Here is a 17,462-nt window from a genome sequence, read left to right on the forward strand (position 1 = left end):
CAGAACTGCAAGGGACGCCCCGGCGTCCCTTCTTTCTTTCCCGCCTCCGTGACCCTGCCCCGGCGCCCGCACCCCCGCGCACGGCGCCCCGTGCTCGTTGCCCCGCGCATCCTTTCACCCTCTTCAACGTCTGGTGTGCCCTGCGCGTTCACCCGCGAAACCGCGCGTTCATGGAGTGAGACCTGCCCGGCGGGTAAAGTCCGGCGGCGTGCACCTCAAGGCCCTGACCCTCCGCGGCTTCAAGTCGTTCGCTTCCGCGACCACGCTCCGGTTCGAGCCGGGGATCACGTGCGTCGTGGGTCCGAACGGCTCGGGCAAGTCCAATGTCGTGGACGCGCTCAGCTGGGTCATGGGCGAGCAGGGCGCCAAGTCGCTGCGCGGCGGCAAGATGGAGGACGTCATCTTCGCCGGCACCACCGGCCGCCCCCCGCTGGGCCGTGCCGAGGTGTCCCTGACCATCGACAACTCCGACGGCGCCCTCCCCATCGAGTACGCCGAGGTCACCATCACGCGGATCATGTTCCGCAACGGCGGCAGCGAGTACCAGATCAACGGCGACACCTGCCGGCTCCTCGACATCCAGGAACTGCTCTCCGACTCCGGCATCGGCCGGGAGATGCACGTCATCGTCGGCCAGGGCCGGCTCGACTCCGTACTGCACGCCGACCCCATGGGCCGCCGCGCCTTCATCGAGGAGGCCGCCGGCGTCCTCAAGCACCGCAAGCGCAAAGAGAAGGCGCTGCGGAAGCTGGACGCGATGCAGGCCAACCTCGCACGAGTGCAGGACCTCACCGACGAGCTGCGGCGCCAGCTCAAGCCGCTCGGCCGCCAGGCCGCCGTCGCGCGGCGGGCCGCCGTCATCCAGGCCGATCTGCGCGACGCGCGGCTGCGCCTCCTCGCCGACGACCTCGTACGGCTGCGCGAGGCGCTGCGGGCCGAGATCGCCGACGAGGCCGCCCTCAAAGAGCGCAAAGAGGCGGCCGAGGCCGAGCTGAGGAAGGCCCTCCAGCACGAGGCCCGGCTGGAGGACGAGGTGCGTCGGCTCGTCCCACGGCTGCACAGCGCCCAGCAGACCTGGTACGAGCTCTCCCAGCTCGCCGAACGGGTGCGCGGCACGATCTCGCTGGCCGACGCGCGCGTGCAGAGCGCGACCTCCGCGCCCCCCGAGGAGCGGCGCGGCCGGGACCCGGAGGACATGGAGCGCGAGGCCGCCCGCATCCGCGAGCAGGAGGCCGAACTGGAGGCCGCCCTGGAAGCGGCCGAACGCGCGCTGGAGGACACGGTCGCCCACCGCGCGGAGCTGGAACGCGAACTCGTCCAGGAGGAGCGGCGGCTGAAGGACGCCGCGCGGGCCATCGCCGACCGGCGCGAGGGGCTCGCCCGGCTCAAGGGGCAGGTGGGCGCGGCCCGTTCGCGTGCCGCCGCCGCCCAGGCGGAGATCGAGAGGCTGGCCGTCGCCCGGGACGAGGCCCAGGAGCGGGCCGTCGCCGCGCAGGAGGAGTACGAGGCCCTCAAGGCCGAGGTCGACGGCCTCGACGCGGACGACGCGGAACTCGCCGAGCTGCACGATGCCGCCAAGCGGCGGCTCGCGGATGCGGAGGCCGCCCTCACCGCCGCCCGCGAGGCGGCCACCGCCGCCGAACGCAGCCGCGCGGCGACCCGGGCCCGCCACGAGGCCCTCGCCCTCGGCCTGCGCCGCAAGGACGGCACCGGAGCTTTGCTGGACGCGAAGGACCGCCTCACGGGGGTGCTGGGCCCGGCCGCGGAGCTGCTGACGATCGAGCCCGGCTACGAGGTCCCCCTCGCGGCCGCGTTCGGCACGGCGGCGGACGCCCTCGCGGCCACCTCACCGTCCGCCGCGGCCGACGCCATCCGGCTTCTGCGCAAACAGGACGCGGGCCGAGCGACCCTCCTCCTGACAGAAGCAGAGGGAACACCTCCCCGGAGGGGCACGGGGGACCGTGCGACCGGCCACGACGAGCCCGCAGCCGCCCTCCCCGCCGAGCGCCTCGTCAGCGGACCCCCCGAGCTCATGCCGGCCGTGCGACGGCTACTGCACCGCATCGTCGTCGTCGGGACCCTGGAGGACGCCGAGGAAGTCGTCGGCGCCCACCCCGACCTCACCGCCGTCACCGCCGAAGGCGACCTGCTCGGCGCCCACTTCGCGCAGGGCGGTTCCGCAGGCGCCCCCAGCCTGCTGGAAGTACAGGCATCCGTGGACGAGGCCGCCGCCGAGCTGGCGGAGCTGGCCGTGCGCTGCGCGGAACTGGCCGAGGAGCAGGAGGCGGCCACCGGGCGGCGCCGGGAGTGCGCGGCGCTCGTCGAGGAACTCGGGGAGCGGCGCCGGGCCGCGGACCGGGAGAAGTCCTCCGTCGCCCAGCAGCTCGGCCGGCTCGCCGGACAGGCGCGCGGTGCCGCCGGGGAGGCCGAGCGGGCCGGCGCCGCCGCGGCCCGGGCCCAGGAAGCCCTCGACAAGGCGCTCATCGAGGTCGAGGAACTCGCCGAGCGGCTGGCCGTCGCCGAGGAGATGCCGTTCGAGGAGGAGCCCGACACCGCCGTACGCGACCGGCTCGCCGCCGACGGGGCCAACGCCCGCCAGACCGAGATGGAGGCCCGCCTCCAGGCCCGTACGCACGAGGAACGGGTCAAGGGGCTCGCCGGACGGGCCGACTCCCTCGACCGTGCCGCCCGCGCGGAACGCGAGGCACGCGCGCGTGCCGAACAGCGCCGGGCCCGGCTGCGCCACGAGGCGGAAGTCGCCCGGGCCGTCGCCGCCGGCGCCCGGACGCTCCTCGCGCACGTCGAGGTCTCCCTCGCCCGCGCCGGCCAGGAGCGCACCGCCGCCGACGCCGCCAAGGCCCGCCGCGAGCAGGAACTCGCCCGCGCCCGCGCCGAGGGCCGCGATCTCAAGGCGGAACTCGACAAGTTGACGGATTCAGTTCACCGGGGCGAGGTACTCGGCGCCGAGAAGCGGCTGCGGATGGAGCAGCTGGAGACCAAGGCGCTGGAGGAACTGGGTGTCGAGCCGGCCGGGCTGGTGTCGGAGTACGGCCCGCACCAGCCGGTGCCGCCCTCGCCCCCCGCCGAGGGCGAACAGCTGCCGGATGCCCCGGAGCACCCGCGCAACAGGCCCCGCCCCTTCGTACGGGCCGAGCAGGAGAAGCGCCTGAAGGCCGCCGAGCGCGCCTACCAGCAGCTCGGCAAGGTGAACCCGCTCGCCCTGGAGGAGTTCGCGGCGCTGGAGGAACGCCACCAGTTCCTCAGCGAGCAGCTGGAGGACCTGAAGAAGACCCGCGCGGATCTGCTCCAGGTCGTCAAGGAGGTCGACGAACGCGTCGAGCAGGTCTTCACCGAGGCCTACCGGGACACCGCGCGCGAGTTCGAGGGCGTCTTCTCCCGGCTGTTCCCGGGCGGCGAGGGGCGGCTGGTGCTGACCGACCCCGACAACATGCTCACCACGGGCGTGGAGGTCGAGGCGCGTCCGCCCGGCAAGAAGGTCAAGCGGCTCTCCCTGCTCTCGGGCGGCGAACGGTCGCTGACCGCCGTGGCGATGCTCGTGTCGATTTTCAAGGCGCGGCCCAGCCCGTTCTACGTCATGGACGAGGTCGAGGCCGCCCTCGACGACACCAACCTCCAGCGGCTGATCCGGATCATGCAGGAGCTGCAGGAGGCCTCGCAGCTGATCGTGATCACGCACCAGAAGCGCACCATGGAGGTCGCCGACGCGCTCTACGGCGTCTCCATGCAGGGCGACGGCGTGTCCAAGGTCATCAGCCAGCGGCTGCGCTAGACCGGCACAAAATCTTCAAGTCATGAACGATCTTTACTCCGGCGCGTCTTAAAACTCACAGCACACGGCCTATTGACTTCAAAAGTTGAAGGCATAGTCTCTGCAATGTTGTTTTTACCTTCAGGTACCTTCAGCTGGACCTCGAAGGGCTGACCCCCATCCGGCGATGTTGCCGGTGGCCCGAGGAGTACACGTGACCAGCACGGCGCAGGCACAGAAGTCAGGAGCCAGGACGGCTCATCCCGAACATCTCGGGCACGTCATCTTCATCGCGGCGGCGGCCGCCATGGGCGGTTTCCTCTTCGGCTACGACAGCTCCGTGATCAACGGCGCCGTCGAGGCCGTCCGCGACCGCTACGACATCGGCTCCGCCGCGCTCGCGCAGGTCATCGCCGTCGCCCTGATCGGCTGTGCCATCGGCGCCGCGACCGCCGGCCGCATAGCCGACCGCATCGGCCGCATCCGGTGCATGCAGATCGCCGCGGTGCTGTTCACCGTCAGCGCCGTCGGCTCGGCGCTGCCCTTCGCGCTGTGGGACCTCGCCTTCTGGCGGGTCGTCGGCGGCTTCGCCATCGGCATGGCCTCCGTCATCGGCCCGGCCTACATCGCCGAGGTCGCCCCGCCCGCCTACCGTGGCCGGCTCGGCTCCTTCCAGCAGGCCGCGATCGTCGTCGGCATCGCCGTCTCGCAGCTGGTCAACTGGGGCATCCTCAACGCCGCCGACGGCGACCAGCGCGGTGAGCTGATGGGCCTGGAGGCCTGGCAGGTCATGCTCGGCGTCATGGTGATCCCGGCCGTCCTCTACGGTCTGCTCTCCTTCGCCATCCCCGAGTCCCCGCGCTACCTGATCTCGGTGGGCAAGCACGAGCGCGCCCGGCAGATCCTCGAAGAGGTCGAGGGCAAGGACATCGACCTGACCGCCCGTGTCACCGAGATCGAGTCGGCGATGCACCGCGAGGAGAAGTCCAGCTTCAAGGACCTGCTCGGCGGCAGCTTCTTCTTCAAGCCGATCGTCTGGATCGGCATCGGCCTGTCGGTGTTCCAGCAGTTCGTCGGCATCAACGTCGCGTTCTACTACTCCTCGACGCTGTGGCAGTCGGTCGGCGTCGACCCCACCGACTCGTTCTTCTACTCGTTCACCACGTCGATCATCAACATCGTCGGCACCGTCATCGCGATGATCTTCGTCGACCGCATCGGCCGCAAGCCGCTCGCGATCATCGGCTCCGTCGGCATGGTGATCGGCCTCGCCCTCGAGGCCTGGGCCTTCTCCGCCGACCTCGTCGACGGAGCGCTGCCCGCCACCCAGGGCTGGGTCGCCCTGATCGCCGCGCACGTCTTCGTCCTCTTCTTCGCCCTGTCGTGGGGCGTGGTCGTCTGGGTCATGCTCGGCGAGATGTTCCCCAACCGGATCCGCGCCGCCGCCCTCGGTGTCGCCGCCGCCGCGCAGTGGGTCGCCAACTGGGCCATCACCGCGAGCTTCCCCTCGCTGGCCGACTGGAACCTGTCGGTCACCTACGTGATCTACACGGTCTTCGCCGCGCTCTCCATCCCGTTCGTCCTGAAGTTCGTGAAGGAGACGAAGGGCAAGGCGCTGGAGGAGATGGGCTGAGCGGCAGCCCCCAAGACCGGGGAGAAGGGTCCAAGTCCCCGCTGCCCCTCTCCTCGTACCCTCACCGCCGCCCCGGCCGGGCCGATGCCCGGACCGGGGCGGCGGTGTGTCTCCCGGGGACCGGGTGCCGGTGTCGCCTTCGCGGATCCCGGCGCGTCCGCGACACCGGCCGCGTCGTGACCCCACCCGTGAGGGCTTCCCGCCCGGCGGGGTCGAGGCCCCGCGCGTACAAAGAACGGCCTCGCGGGAGGTCGCGCCATACTGGGGCTGTTATGGACATCGTCATCCTTGCTGTAGTCATCGCCGTGGTCGTGCTCGGCGCGCTCGGCGGGCTCATCGTCGGCAGCCGGCGCAAGAAGCCGCTGCCCCCGCCGCCGCCCGCCGCGCCCGACATCACCGCCCCTCCGGCCGAGCCGCACGTCGGCGAAGAGGCCGAGACGCCGCGGGAGGAACCGCGGCGCACCATAGAGGAGGTTGATCTTCCGGCGGGCGCCGGTCCCGTCGTCATCGAGGAGCCGCCCGCCGCCGAGGCTCCCGAGATCGAGATCCCGGAGCCCACCGCCGGCCGCCTGGTCCGGCTGCGCGCCCGTCTCTCCCGTTCGCAGAACGCCCTGGGCAAGGGCCTGCTCGTCCTGCTGTCCCGCGAGCACCTCGACGAGGACACCTGGGAGGAGATCGAGGACACCCTGCTCACCGCCGACGTCGGCGTGCAGCCCACCCAGGAGCTGGTCGAGCGGCTGCGCGAGCGCGTGAAGGTGCTCGGCACCCGCACCCCCGAGGAGCTGCGCGGACTGCTCCGCGAGGAGCTGATCACGCTGGTCGGTCCCGAGATGGACCGCACCGTGCACACCGAGAACGCGGCCGGCGGCCCCGGCATCGTGATGGTCGTCGGCGTCAACGGCACCGGCAAGACCACCACCACCGGCAAGCTCGCCCGCGTCCTGGTCGCCGACGGCAACACCGTCGTGCTCGGCGCCGCCGACACCTTCCGTGCCGCCGCCGCCGACCAGCTGCAGACCTGGGGCGAGCGGGTCGGCGCCCACACCGTGCGCGGTCCGGAGGGCGGTGACCCGGCCTCCGTCGCGTTCGACGCGGTCAAGGAGGGCAAGGAGATGACCGCCGACGCCGTGCTCATCGACACCGCGGGGCGGCTGCACACCAAGACCGGCCTCATGGACGAGCTGGGCAAGGTCAAGCGGGTCGTGGAGAAGCAGGCTCCGCTGGACGAGGTGCTGCTCGTGCTCGACGCCACCACCGGGCAGAACGGTCTGGTCCAGGCGCGGGTGTTCGCCGAGGTCGTTGACATCACCGGCATCGTGCTGACCAAGCTGGACGGTACGGCCAAGGGCGGCATCGTGATCGCCGTGCAGCGTGAGCTGGGTGTGCCGGTCAAGCTGATCGGGCTCGGCGAGGGGGCGGACGATCTGGCGCCGTTCGAGCCGGAGGCGTTCGTGGATGCCCTTATCGGGGAGTGAGGTCCTGACTCCGACTCCGTCGGACGGATTCGGCAGACGCGAAGAAGCGCCCGCCCCTGAGTAGACCGGGGGACGGGCGCTTCGCCATGTCCGGGGTGCCCCGGCGTGGGCGTGGGCGGGGGTGTTCGCGCTGCCCGGCGTTTGCGAGGGTGCTGGCGCGCCCCCCGTGCCGCCCTGGGGGTACCTCCCAGGCCCTTGAGGCACTGGGGGAGGCACGACTCTGCCCGCGGAAGGCGGGGACGGTGGCGCGATTGCCCGCGGAGGACGGCGGCAGGCGGCTGCCCGTGGAGGGCGGGGGCGGTGGCGCGGCTGTCCGCGGGGACGGTTACGTCCCCGAGCGGTGGGCCACGTAGGCCAGTGTGCCCAGGAGCAGGCGGGCCTCCGGCGGAGGGGAGGCCGAGTCCAGGGCGGGGGAGCGGAGCCAGCGGACCGGGCCCAGGTCGCCCCGGTCGGACGGTGGCGCCGTGATGTGCGTACCGGGTCCGAGGCCGCGCAGGTCCAGGGCGGCCGGGACGTCCCAGCCCATGCGGTAGAGCAGGTCGGGGAGCGCGGCGGCGGCGCCGGGGGCGACGAAGAAGTGGGCGCGGCCGTCCGGGGTGGCGGCGACCGGGCCGACCGGCAGGCCCATGCGCTCCAGCCGGGCCAGGGCGTGGCGCCCGGCGGCCTCCGCGACCTCGATCACGTCGAACGCCCGCCCGACCGGCAGCATCAGCGAGGCCCCGGGGAACTCCGACCAGACCGCGGTCACCTCGTCCAGCGGGGCCCCGGCGCGGATCACCGGCGCGTGGTCCAGCGGATGCGCGCCCGGTGCCCGGCAGCCGGCGCGGCCGCAGGAGCAGGTGCCCGCGGCGGCCCGGACGCCCGGCACCACGTCCCAGCCCCACAGCCCGGTGTACTCCGCCACCACGGTGCCGTCCGAGGAGCGGCTCCGGCGACGCGAACCGGACCGGATGTCGCGGATGCCCCGACTGATACCGATCGTGAAGCCCATGCCCCCTCCAACGGGTCCGACGTACCGGTGGTCACGTAGCGAACGCAGAAAGTGACTCTCTGTTTCCGACTTCCCGACGCCGTTCCGCTCAACCAGCGCTTTGAGGCGCCAGGGGTGGTGCGTCCGGCGATGCGCGCCCCTCGCTGCATCGCTGCATCCACTCTTGGCCGTCCTGTGTCAAGTGAATCGTGGGATGGCGACGGTGAGTTCATTCGAAGGGGTGGCGAATGGTGGCGATTGCGGTTCCGTCATGGTGAGACGGGTGATCGTAGGGTTACTTTGTGTGCACGGCTTCTTGGGGCACATGCACTCGTGGGTATGCCGGAGGCAACTCGGCTTTCCGTTCGAAGGGTGACAACCGCCGGACGGGCGGCCCCGACGACCGGCATTCTGATAGGGCTTGGCGCAATCGGCGACAAGTGGTCTTCAGGGATGGGGGCGTTCCAGTGAGCGGCAACGGCGGTGGCGGGACGAACGCTACGAGCGCGGAGAAACGCCCGAACGAGCTGCTCGCGTCATGGTTCGTCCGCAGCGGCTGGTCCAAGGGCGAGCTCGCCCGCCAGGTCAACCGCAGGGCACGCCAGTTGGGCGCCAACCACATCTCCACCGACACCTCGCGCGTACGCCGCTGGCTGGACGGTGAGAACCCGCGCGAGCCGATCCCCAGAATCCTGTCCGAACTGTTCTCCGAACGCTTCGGTGTCGTCGTCTCCGTCGAGGACCTGGGCCTGCGCACCACCCGCCCGGCACCCTCCGCGACCGGCGTCGACCTCCCCTGGACGGGCCCGCAGACCGTGGCCCTGCTCAGCGAGTTCTCGCGCAGCGACCTGATGCTGGCGCGGCGCGGCTTCCTCGGGAGCTCGCTGGCCCTCTCCGCGGGCCCGTCCCTCATCGAGCCCATGCAGCGCTGGCTCGTCCCCTCCCCGTCCGCCGCGCCGGCCCGGCCCGAGACCGAACCGGTGTCCTCCGCCGCGCGGGCCCGCGGCCGGCTGTCCAAGCCGGAGCTGGACCTGCTGGAGACCACCACCGTGATGTTCCGGCAGTGGGACGCCCAGTGCGGCGGCGGCCTGCGCCGCAAGGCGGTCGTCGGACAGCTGCACGAGGTGACCGACCTGCTCCAGGAACCCCAGCCCGAGTCCACCACCCGGCGCCTGTTCAAGGTCGCCGCCGAACTCGCCGAACTGGCCGGCTGGATGTCGTACGACGTGGGGCTCCAGCCCACCGCGCAGAAGTACTTCGTGCTCGCCCTGCACGCGGCCAAGGAGGCCGGCGACCGGCCGCTCGGCTCGTACGTGCTGTCCAGCATGAGCCGGCAGATGATCCACCTCGGCCGGCCCGAGGACGCCCTGGAACTGATCCACCTCGCGCAGTACGGCAGCCGGGACTGCGCCAGCCCGCGCACCCAGTCCATGCTGTATGCGATGGAGGCCCGCGCCTACGCCAACATGGGCCAGCCCGGCCGCTGCAAGCGGGCGGTGCGGATGGCCGAGGACACCTTCGCCGAGGCCGACGAGTGGGACGAGCCCGACGCCGACTGGATCGGTTTCTTCTCCGAGGCCGAGCTGTACGCGGAGAACGCCCACTCCTTCCGCGACCTCGCCTACGTCGCCGGCCGCAGCCCCACCTACGCCTCGCTCGCCGAGCCGCTGATGAAGCGGGCCGTGGAGCTGTTCGGCCAGGAGGGCGGCGAACACCAGCGCTCCTACGCCCTCAACCTGATCGGCATGGCCACCGTCCACCTGCTGCAGAGCGAGCCCGAGCAGAGCGCGGTTCTCGCCACCGACGCCATCAAGGCGGCCAAGAAGGTCCGTTCCGAGCGCGTCAACACCCGTATCCGAAAGACGGTCGACACCGCCGTACGCGACTTCGGGGACCTCGCCGAAGTCGTCGAACTCGGCGAGCGGCTCGCGATCGAGCTGCCCGAGTCCGCGGAGGCGGTCTGACACCCCCGAGGTACCGCTAAGGCCCCGGCCGCGGCCGGCCCTCCCGAACTGCCCGACTCGGCTCCCCCATGCCAGGTCATTCGGAGGTCGACCGCGGCCGGTCGTGTGTCTCCCCGGCCACGGCTCACCGCCGTACACCCAAGGTTGCGCCACGATAACGATCGGCGCGCCCCGGATCCGGCAGTTCATCGACCCGTAACACGCCAGGTGCCTTCGTCACGGCGGCGAAACAACGAGGGGCTTCCACCGAAACGGCGCTGCGCCAATCTCATGGCGCATAACCGGCCCACCCCTCAATCCGCTCGAGGCTTCGCCCGCACGGGGCCGTACCAACGACGAGGAGACGCCGATGGCACCAGCCATCACCCTGGCCGCAGACGCGCCCACGCTGTCCGCCGCCAACACAGGGTTCATGCTCATCTGTTCCGCCCTGGTGATGCTCATGACCCCGGGTCTCGCCTTCTTCTACGGAGGCATGGTCCGCGTCAAGAGCACCCTGAACATGCTGATGATGAGCTTCATCAGCCTCGGCATCGTCACCGTCCTGTGGGTGCTGTACGGCTTCTCCATGGCGTTCGGCACCGACTCCGGCAGCGTCATCGGCTGGAACTCCGACTGGGTCGGACTGAGCGACATCGGCCTGACCGAACTCTGGGACGGCTACACCATCCCCGTCTTCGTCTTCCTGGTCTTCCAGCTGATGTTCGCCGTCCTCACCCCCGCGCTGATCAGCGGCGCCCTCGCGGACCGCGTGAAGTTCACCGCGTGGGCGCTGTTCATCGCCCTGTGGGCCACCGTCGTCTACTTCCCCGTCGCGCACTGGGTCTGGGGCGCCGGCGGCTGGGCCTTCGAACTCGGCGTCATCGACTTCGCCGGCGGCACGGCGGTCCACATCAACGCCGGTGCCGCCGCGCTCGGTGTGATCCTGGTGATCGGCAAGCGCGTCGGCTTCAAGAAGGACCCGATGCGCCCGCACAGCCTCCCGCTGGTCATGCTCGGCGCCGGTCTGCTGTGGTTCGGCTGGTTCGGCTTCAACGCCGGCTCCTGGCTCGGCAACGACGACGGCGTCGGCGCGCTGATGTTCGTCAACACCCAGGTCGCCACCGGCGCCGCCGTCCTCGGCTGGCTCGCCTACGAGAAGATCCGCCACGGCGCCTTCACCACGCTGGGCGCCGCCTCCGGCGCGGTCGCCGGTCTGGTCGCCATCACCCCGGCCGGCGGCGCGGTCTCCCCGCTCGGCGCGATCGCCGTCGGCGTCATCGCCGGTGTGCTGTGCGCCATGGCCGTCGGACTGAAGTACAAGTTCGGCTACGACGACTCCCTCGACGTCGTCGGCGTCCACCTCGTCGGCGGCATCCTCGGCTCGCTGCTCATCGGCTTCTTCGCCACCGGCAAGGGCCAGTCCGACGTCGCGGGCCTCTTCTACGGCGGCGGCCTCGACCAGTTCTGGAAGCAGTGCGCCGGTGTCTTCGGCGTCCTCGCCTACTCCCTGGTCGTCTCCGCGCTCCTCGCCCTCCTCCTCGACAAGACCATCGGTATGCGAGTCTCCGAGGACGACGAGGTGGCCGGCATCGACCAGGCCGAGCACGCCGAGACCGCATACGACTTCAGCGGCGCCGGCGGCGGCGCGGCCCGCACCGCGGCCACCGCCCCCGTCGCCCCGGCCGAGAGCAAGAAGGTGGACGCATGAAGCTCATCACCGCCGTCGTGAAGCCGCACCGGCTCGACGAGATCAAGGAGGCCCTGCAGGCCTTCGGAGTACACGGACTGACCGTCACCGAGGCCAGCGGCTACGGCCGCCAGCGCGGCCACACCGAGGTCTACCGCGGTGCCGAGTACACCGTCGACCTGGTGCCCAAGATCCGCATCGAGGTGCTGGTCGAGGACGACGACGCCGAGCAGCTCATCGACGTCGTGGTCAAGGCGGCCCGCACCGGGAAGATCGGCGACGGCAAGGTCTGGTCGATCCCGGTCGAGACGGCCGTACGGGTGCGGACCGGCGAGCGCGGTCCGGACGCGCTCTGACACACGGGAACGGGAGCCGCCGGGTGACGAGTACGAACGTGACGGAAGAAACAGAGGACTCGGGACCCGGCGGCTACGCGGCGGCCCGGCTGCGCCTCCTCACCGAGGAGGCGCGGTCCGGGCCGCCGCGCCGTACCGCCCTCGCGGACCTCACCGACGACTGGCTCGGCGGACTGTTCGCCGCGGGCGCGGAGGGGGCGCGCGGAGTGTCCCTGGTCGCCGTGGGCGGCTACGGGCGCGCGGAACTCTCCCCGCGCAGCGACCTCGACCTGCTCCTGCTGCACGACGGCACCGATCCCGAGGCGGTCGCCGCCCTCGCGGACCGCCTCTGGTACCCCGTCTGGGACCTGGGCCTCGCCCTCGACCACTCCGTCCGCACCCCGGCCGAGGCCCGCAGGACCGCGGGCGAGGACCTCAAGGTGCAGCTCGGCCTCCTTGACGCCCGGCACATCGCCGGTGACCTCGGCCTCACCACCGCGCTGCGCACGGCGGTGCTCGCCGACTGGCGCAACCAGGCGCCGAAACGTCTCCCCGCCCTGCGGGAGCTGTGCGAGGAACGCGCCGAACGCCAGGGCGAACTGCAGTACCTCCTGGAACCCGACCTCAAGGAGGCCCGCGGCGGACTGCGCGACGCCACCGCCCTGCGCGCGGTGGCCGCCTCCTGGCTCGCCGACGCCCCGCGCGAGGGCCTCGCCGACGCCCGCCGCCGGCTCCTCGACGTACGGGACGCCCTGCACCTGACGACCGGACGCGCCACCGACCGGCTCGCGCTCCAGGAACAGGACCAGGTCGCGGCCGAACTGGACGTGCTCGACGCGGACGCGCTGCTGAGGCAGGTCTACGAGGCCGCGCGGGTCATCGCCTACGCCGGGGACGTCACCTGGCGCGAGGTGGGACGCGTCCTGCGCTCCCGCGCGGTGCGGCCGCGGCTGCGCAAACTGGCAAGGGAGCGAAGCGACTTCCTCAGAAGGGCGGTGGTGGGCGACGGGAGGGCGCTGGGAGGTGGGAAACCCGCGCCCGAGCGCTCCCCGCTGGCCGAAGGGGTCGTGGAGCAGGACGGCGAGGTGGTACTCGCCCGCGCGGCGCGCCCCGAACGCGACCCCGTGCTCCCCCTGCGCGCCGCGGCCGCCGCCGCCCAGGCCGGACTCCCGCTCTCCCTGCACGCCGTACGGCGCATGGCGGCCGGCGCGCGCCCCCTGCCCGCGCCCTGGCCCGCCGAGGCCCGCGAACAGCTCGTCACCCTGCTCGGCTCGGGGCGCCCCACCGTCGAGGTCTGGGAGGCGCTGGAGGCGGAGGGCCTGGTCAGCCTGCTGCTGCCGGACTGGGACCGGGTGCGCTGCCGCCCGCAGCGCAACGCCGTGCACCTGTGGACCGTCGACCGGCACCTCATCGAGACCGCCGTACGCGCCTCCGCGTTCACCCGCCGCGTCAGCCGCCCCGACCTGCTGCTGGTCGCCGCGCTGCTGCACGACATCGGCAAGGGCTGGCCCGGCGACCACTCGGTGGCCGGCGAGGTCATCGCCCGGGACGTGGCCGCCCGCATCGGCTTCGACCAGCACGACGTCACCGTGATCGCCACCCTCGTACGCCACCATCTGCTGCTCGTCGAGACCGCCACCCGGCGCGACCTGGAGGACCCCGCCACCGTACGCGCGGTCGCCGACGCCGTCGGCACCCAGGGCACCCTCGAACTGCTGCACGCCCTCACCGAGGCGGACGCCCTCGCCACCGGTCCTGCCGCCTGGTCGTCCTGGCGCGCCTCGCTCGTCGCCGACCTGGTCGAACGGGTCTCCGCCGTGTTCTCCGGAGACGCCCCGGACGGACCCGAGGAGACCGCGCCCACCGCGGAACAGGAACGCCTCGCGATCGAGGCGGTCGCCACGGGCGCGCCCGTGCTGTCCCTGAGGGCGCAGACCGAGCCGCCCGCCGAGCCCTCCGGCGACCCCGAACCGCTGGGCGTGGAACTGCGCATCGCCGTACCCGACCAGGCGGGCGTGCTGCCCGCCGTGGCCGGGGTGCTCGCCATGCACCGGCTGACCGTACGGACGGCCGAGCTGCGCGCCCTGGACCTCCCGGACGGTGTCGACGGTTCGGTCCTGCTGCTGGACTGGCGGGTCGCCGCCGAGTACGGCTCCCTGCCCCAGGCCGCCCGCCTCCGCGCGGACCTCGTACGCGCCCTCGACGGCACCCTGGACATCGCCGCCCGCCTCGCCGAACGGGACGCCGCCTACCCCCGCCGCCGGGGCGTGATCGCCCCGCCCCCGCGCGTGACGGTCGCCCCGGCCGCCTCCCGGCACGCCACCGTGATAGAGGTCCGCGCGCAGGACGCACCGGGCCTGCTGTTCCGGATCGGGCGGGCGCTGGAGGACGCGGCGGTACGGGTGCGCAGCGCCCACGTCTCCACGCTGGGCGCGAACGCCGTGGACGCCTTCTACGTGACACAGGAGCAGGGTGTGCCTCTGCCGGGGGAAGAGGCGGTGGCCGTGGCCCGGAAGCTGGAGGAGGCGCTGCGGGCGTAACTCTGTGGACACTCCGTGCGTTGATCGGGTGTGCTCCCCGCCGAAGCGGGGGTGGTCCGATCGTGAACGACGAACTTGTCACGATCCTCGGTTGCTCCCCGCCGACGCGGGGGTCCGCCCCCGTCCACTCGTTGCAGTGGGCGGGGGCGATTCGCTTGCCGGGCCGGATACCCTGGAGGGCAGCCCAGTCTCGCCCCCAACCCCGAGGACCGACGCCGCCGTGTTCGATACTCTCTCCGACCGCCTCAGCGCGACTTTCAAAAACCTCCGCGGAAAAGGCCGGCTGAGCGAAGCGGACATCGACGCCACGGCGCGTGAGATCCGCATCGCCCTGCTGGAAGCGGACGTGGCCCTGCCGGTCGTCCGGTCGTTCATCAAGAACGTCAAGGACAGGGCCTTGGGCGCCGAGGTCTCCAAGGCGCTGAATCCCGCCCAGCAGGTTCTCAAGATCGTCAATGACGAGCTTGTCCACGTGCTCGGCGGCGAGACCCGCCGCCTGCGCTTCGCCAAGCAGCCGCCGACCGTGATCATGCTGGCCGGTCTGCAGGGTGCCGGTAAGACCACCCTCGCGGGCAAGCTCGGCCGCTGGCTGAAGGAGCAGGGCCACTCGCCGGTGCTGGTCGCCGCCGACCTCCAGCGCCCCAACGCCGTCAACCAGCTCAGCGTCGTCGCCGAGCGCGCGGGCGTCGCCGTCTACGCGCCCGAGCCGGGCAACGGCGTGGGCGACCCGGTGAAGGTCGCCAAGGACTCCATCGAGTTCGCGAAGACCAAGGTCCACGACATCGTGATCGTGGACACCGCCGGCCGCCTGGGCATCGACCAGGAGATGATGCAGCAGGCCGCGGACATCCGCGACGCGGTCTCGCCCGACGAGATCCTCTTCGTCGTCGACGCCATGATCGGTCAGGACGCCGTCAACACCGCCGAGGCGTTCCGCGACGGCGTCGGCTTCGACGGCGTGGTGCTCTCCAAGCTCGACGGTGACGCGCGCGGTGGTGCGGCGCTGTCGATCCGGCAGGTCACCGGCAAGCCGATCATGTTCGCGTCCAACGGTGAGAAGCTCGACGACTTCGACGCCTTCCACCCGGACCGGATGGCCTCCCGCATCCTCGACATGGGTGACCTGCTCACCCTGATCGAGCAGGCGGAGAAGACGTTCAGCCAGGAAGAGGCCGAGAAGATGGCCTCCAAGCTGGCGTCGAAGAAGGGCCAGGACTTCACCCTGGACGACTTCCTGGCCCAGATGGAGCAGGTCAGGAAAATGGGCTCCATCTCGAAGCTGCTCGGCATGTTGCCCGGCATGGGCCAGATCAAGGACCAGATCAACAACCTGGACGAGCGCGACGTCGACCGCACCGCCGCGATCATCAAGTCGATGACCCCGGCCGAGCGCCAGGAGCCGACGATCATCAACGGCTCGCGCCGCGCCCGTATCGCCAAGGGTTCCGGTGTCGAGGTCAGCGCCGTGAAGGGCCTGGTCGAGCGGTTCTTCGAGGCCCGCAAGATGATGTCCCGCATGGCCCAGGGCGGCGGCATGCCGGGGATGCCCGGGATGCCGGGCATGGGCGGCGGGCCCGGCCGGCAGAAGAAGAAGCAGAAGCAGGCCAAGGGCAAGCAGCGCTCCGGCAACCCGATGAAGCGCAAGCAGCAGGAGCAGGAGGAGGCCGCGCGCCGCGCCGCCGCCGCCGAGGGCGCGGGCGCCTTCGGGCTGCCGCAGCAGGGCGGCAAGGACTTCGAGCTGCCCGACGAGTTCAAGAAGTTCATGGGCTGAGACCCACGCCGGTACGTCACTGGGGCGCCCCTCGCGCGAGGGGCGCCCCAGCGGCGTTTCTCAGGGCGTGCGCGCGACGAGGTACCGGAACACGTTCGGCATCCACACGGTCCCGTCCCGCCGCTGGTACGGGTGCAGGGCCTCCGCCAGCTCCTTGTCGACCTGCGCCTGGTCCGTGGCCGTGACCGCCGGGTCGAACAGCCCGGTCGACTTCAGGCCCCGTACCGCGCTGTCCGCGTCGGCGTAGCCGAACGGGCAGGCCACCCGTCCGGAGCCGTCCGGCCGCAGCCCCGCCCGCGCGGCGACCCGCTCCAGGTCGTCGCGGTCCGTGGGGCGCCAGGTGCCCGCGCCGCGCAGCGGCTCCGCCAGCTTGGCGGCCACCCGGAGCACGGACGCCGTGGCGCACCGCTCCGGCGGACCCCAGCCGGCCAGCACCACGGCCGCTCCGCGCCCGGCGAGCGGCACCGCCTCGGCGAGCAGGTCGCCCAGCTCTTCCGCGTCGCCCGTGAGGCAGCCGATCGGCTCGAAGGCGGTCACCACGGTGTACGCGTCCGCGCGAGCGGCCCGGGCGGGCGAGCCGTGCACGATCCGGTTGTCGGCACGCGCGCGTGGCTCCCGCTGCTGGTCGGGCAGCAGCCGCTCCCGTGCGAGGGCCAGCCGGTCGGCACAGGTGTCGACGCCGGTGACCGCGGCACCGCGCGAGGCCGCCATCAGCAGGGCCAGCCCGGAGCCGCAGCCGAGGCCGAGCAGCCGTGTCGCGGGTCCCACGTCCAGTCGCTCGTAGACGGCCTCGTAGAGCGGTACGAGCATCCGCTCCTGGATCTCGGACCAGTCACGCGCGCGTGCACGCAGGTCCACACGGGGGACGGCCCCCGTGCGAGGCGGGTGCTGCCGCACGAGCGTAGGTGTCATAGGTAAGCGCCCCAATCAGCCGAGAGTTGCCGCAGTGCCCGATTCCCTGGCCCCCGTGCAGTGCGCCCCGCACACCCCCCGTATGCCAGGAAACTCCGCCCTCGTCGTGTCGTCCAGTGGAATGCGGCGGCGGTTGGCAGTCGGCTTGTGCCAGTGGCAAGAATTCACATTCCGGTAATCCCGGGCCGTCCGGTCCGCCACGCTGAAGGCACTCGTACGCCGGTTCCGGCCAAGGTCGACGGGACCTGGAGCGGCTTGTGGCGGGGCGGTGCGCGGTCGCGGGGGCGGACCCGGTAACGTCGCGCCCGTGGCGTGCCCGCCGAGCCGGGCGCCGGGTCCCCGTGAGAGCGACCGAAACGCCTCTTGCGCATCCGCGAGCCTCACGCGCGCCGCCGCGCGGAGACCGCTTACACGTGGGGGCGTA

10 protein-coding genes are annotated in these 17,462 nt (G+C 72.1%); 8 read left to right on the top strand and 2 right to left on the bottom strand.

The genetic code is table 11. The features are described 5' to 3' along the window. Positions 1 to 208 precede the first annotated feature (208 nt). From smc to ftsY, 3 genes are all read left to right on the top strand, one after another. Positions 209 to 3,790, top strand: coding sequence for a chromosome segregation protein SMC (smc, locus tag ACZ62B_RS21715; RefSeq protein ID WP_469691739.1), 3,582 nt, complete (start codon positions 209 to 211; stop codon positions 3,788 to 3,790). 193 nt (positions 3,791 to 3,983) lie between these two features. Continuing rightward, entirely contained in the window at positions 3,984 to 5,402 is a 1,419-nt protein-coding gene (locus ACZ62B_RS21720; protein ID WP_344565701.1) for a sugar porter family MFS transporter, read from the top strand. A 272-nt stretch (positions 5,403 to 5,674) separates the two neighbouring features. Next, positions 5,675 to 6,877, top strand: coding sequence for a signal recognition particle-docking protein FtsY (gene ftsY, locus ACZ62B_RS21725; protein ID WP_073937038.1), 1,203 nt, complete (start codon positions 5,675 to 5,677; stop codon positions 6,875 to 6,877). Positions 6,878 to 7,202: 325 nt separating this feature from the next. On the opposite strand, the gene ACZ62B_RS21730 is transcribed toward ftsY, so the two are convergent. Continuing rightward, on the bottom strand, positions 7,203 to 7,868 hold the full coding sequence (locus ACZ62B_RS21730; RefSeq protein WP_344565698.1) for a bifunctional DNA primase/polymerase: 666 nt from the start codon (positions 7,866 to 7,868) through the stop codon (positions 7,203 to 7,205). Between the two features lie 446 nt (positions 7,869 to 8,314). On the opposite strand from ACZ62B_RS21730, the gene nsdA reads away from it, so the two are divergent. From nsdA to ffh, 5 genes are all read left to right on the top strand, one after another. Then, the gene (gene nsdA / locus ACZ62B_RS21735) at positions 8,315 to 9,811 is read left to right on the top strand and encodes a transcriptional repressor NsdA (RefSeq protein ID WP_344565696.1); all 1,497 of its coding nucleotides are present in this window, start codon (positions 8,315 to 8,317) and stop codon (positions 9,809 to 9,811) included. Positions 9,812 to 10,160: 349 nt separating this feature from the next. After that, positions 10,161 to 11,501 (top strand): ammonium transporter, encoded by a 1,341-nt coding sequence (locus ACZ62B_RS21740; protein ID WP_344565694.1) that lies wholly within the window; start codon positions 10,161 to 10,163, stop codon positions 11,499 to 11,501. Then, positions 11,498 to 11,836 carry a P-II family nitrogen regulator gene (locus ACZ62B_RS21745; protein ID WP_030231663.1) on the top strand — a complete coding sequence of 113 codons (339 nt, stop codon included), beginning with the start codon at positions 11,498 to 11,500 and terminating at the stop codon, positions 11,834 to 11,836. The genes ACZ62B_RS21740 and ACZ62B_RS21745 overlap by 4 nt, the downstream gene beginning before the upstream one ends. A gap of 23 nt (positions 11,837 to 11,859) precedes the next feature. After that, positions 11,860 to 14,355, top strand: a complete 2,496-nt coding sequence (locus ACZ62B_RS21750; protein ID WP_469691742.1) for a [protein-PII] uridylyltransferase — start codon at positions 11,860 to 11,862, stop codon at positions 14,353 to 14,355. 220 nt (positions 14,356 to 14,575) lie between these two features. Beyond that, on the top strand, positions 14,576 to 16,126 hold the full coding sequence (gene ffh, locus ACZ62B_RS21755; RefSeq protein ID WP_344565691.1) for a signal recognition particle protein: 1,551 nt from the start codon (positions 14,576 to 14,578) through the stop codon (positions 16,124 to 16,126). A 60-nt stretch (positions 16,127 to 16,186) separates the two neighbouring features. Here the strand turns inward: ffh and ACZ62B_RS21760 are convergent, their stop codons facing one another. Continuing rightward, on the bottom strand, positions 16,187 to 17,038 hold the full coding sequence (locus ACZ62B_RS21760; protein WP_468719640.1) for a methyltransferase domain-containing protein: 852 nt from the start codon (positions 17,036 to 17,038) through the stop codon (positions 16,187 to 16,189). Positions 17,039 to 17,462: the final 424 nt, after the last annotated feature.

It is taken from the genome of Streptomyces sp. NPDC053426 (genome assembly GCF_055585405.1).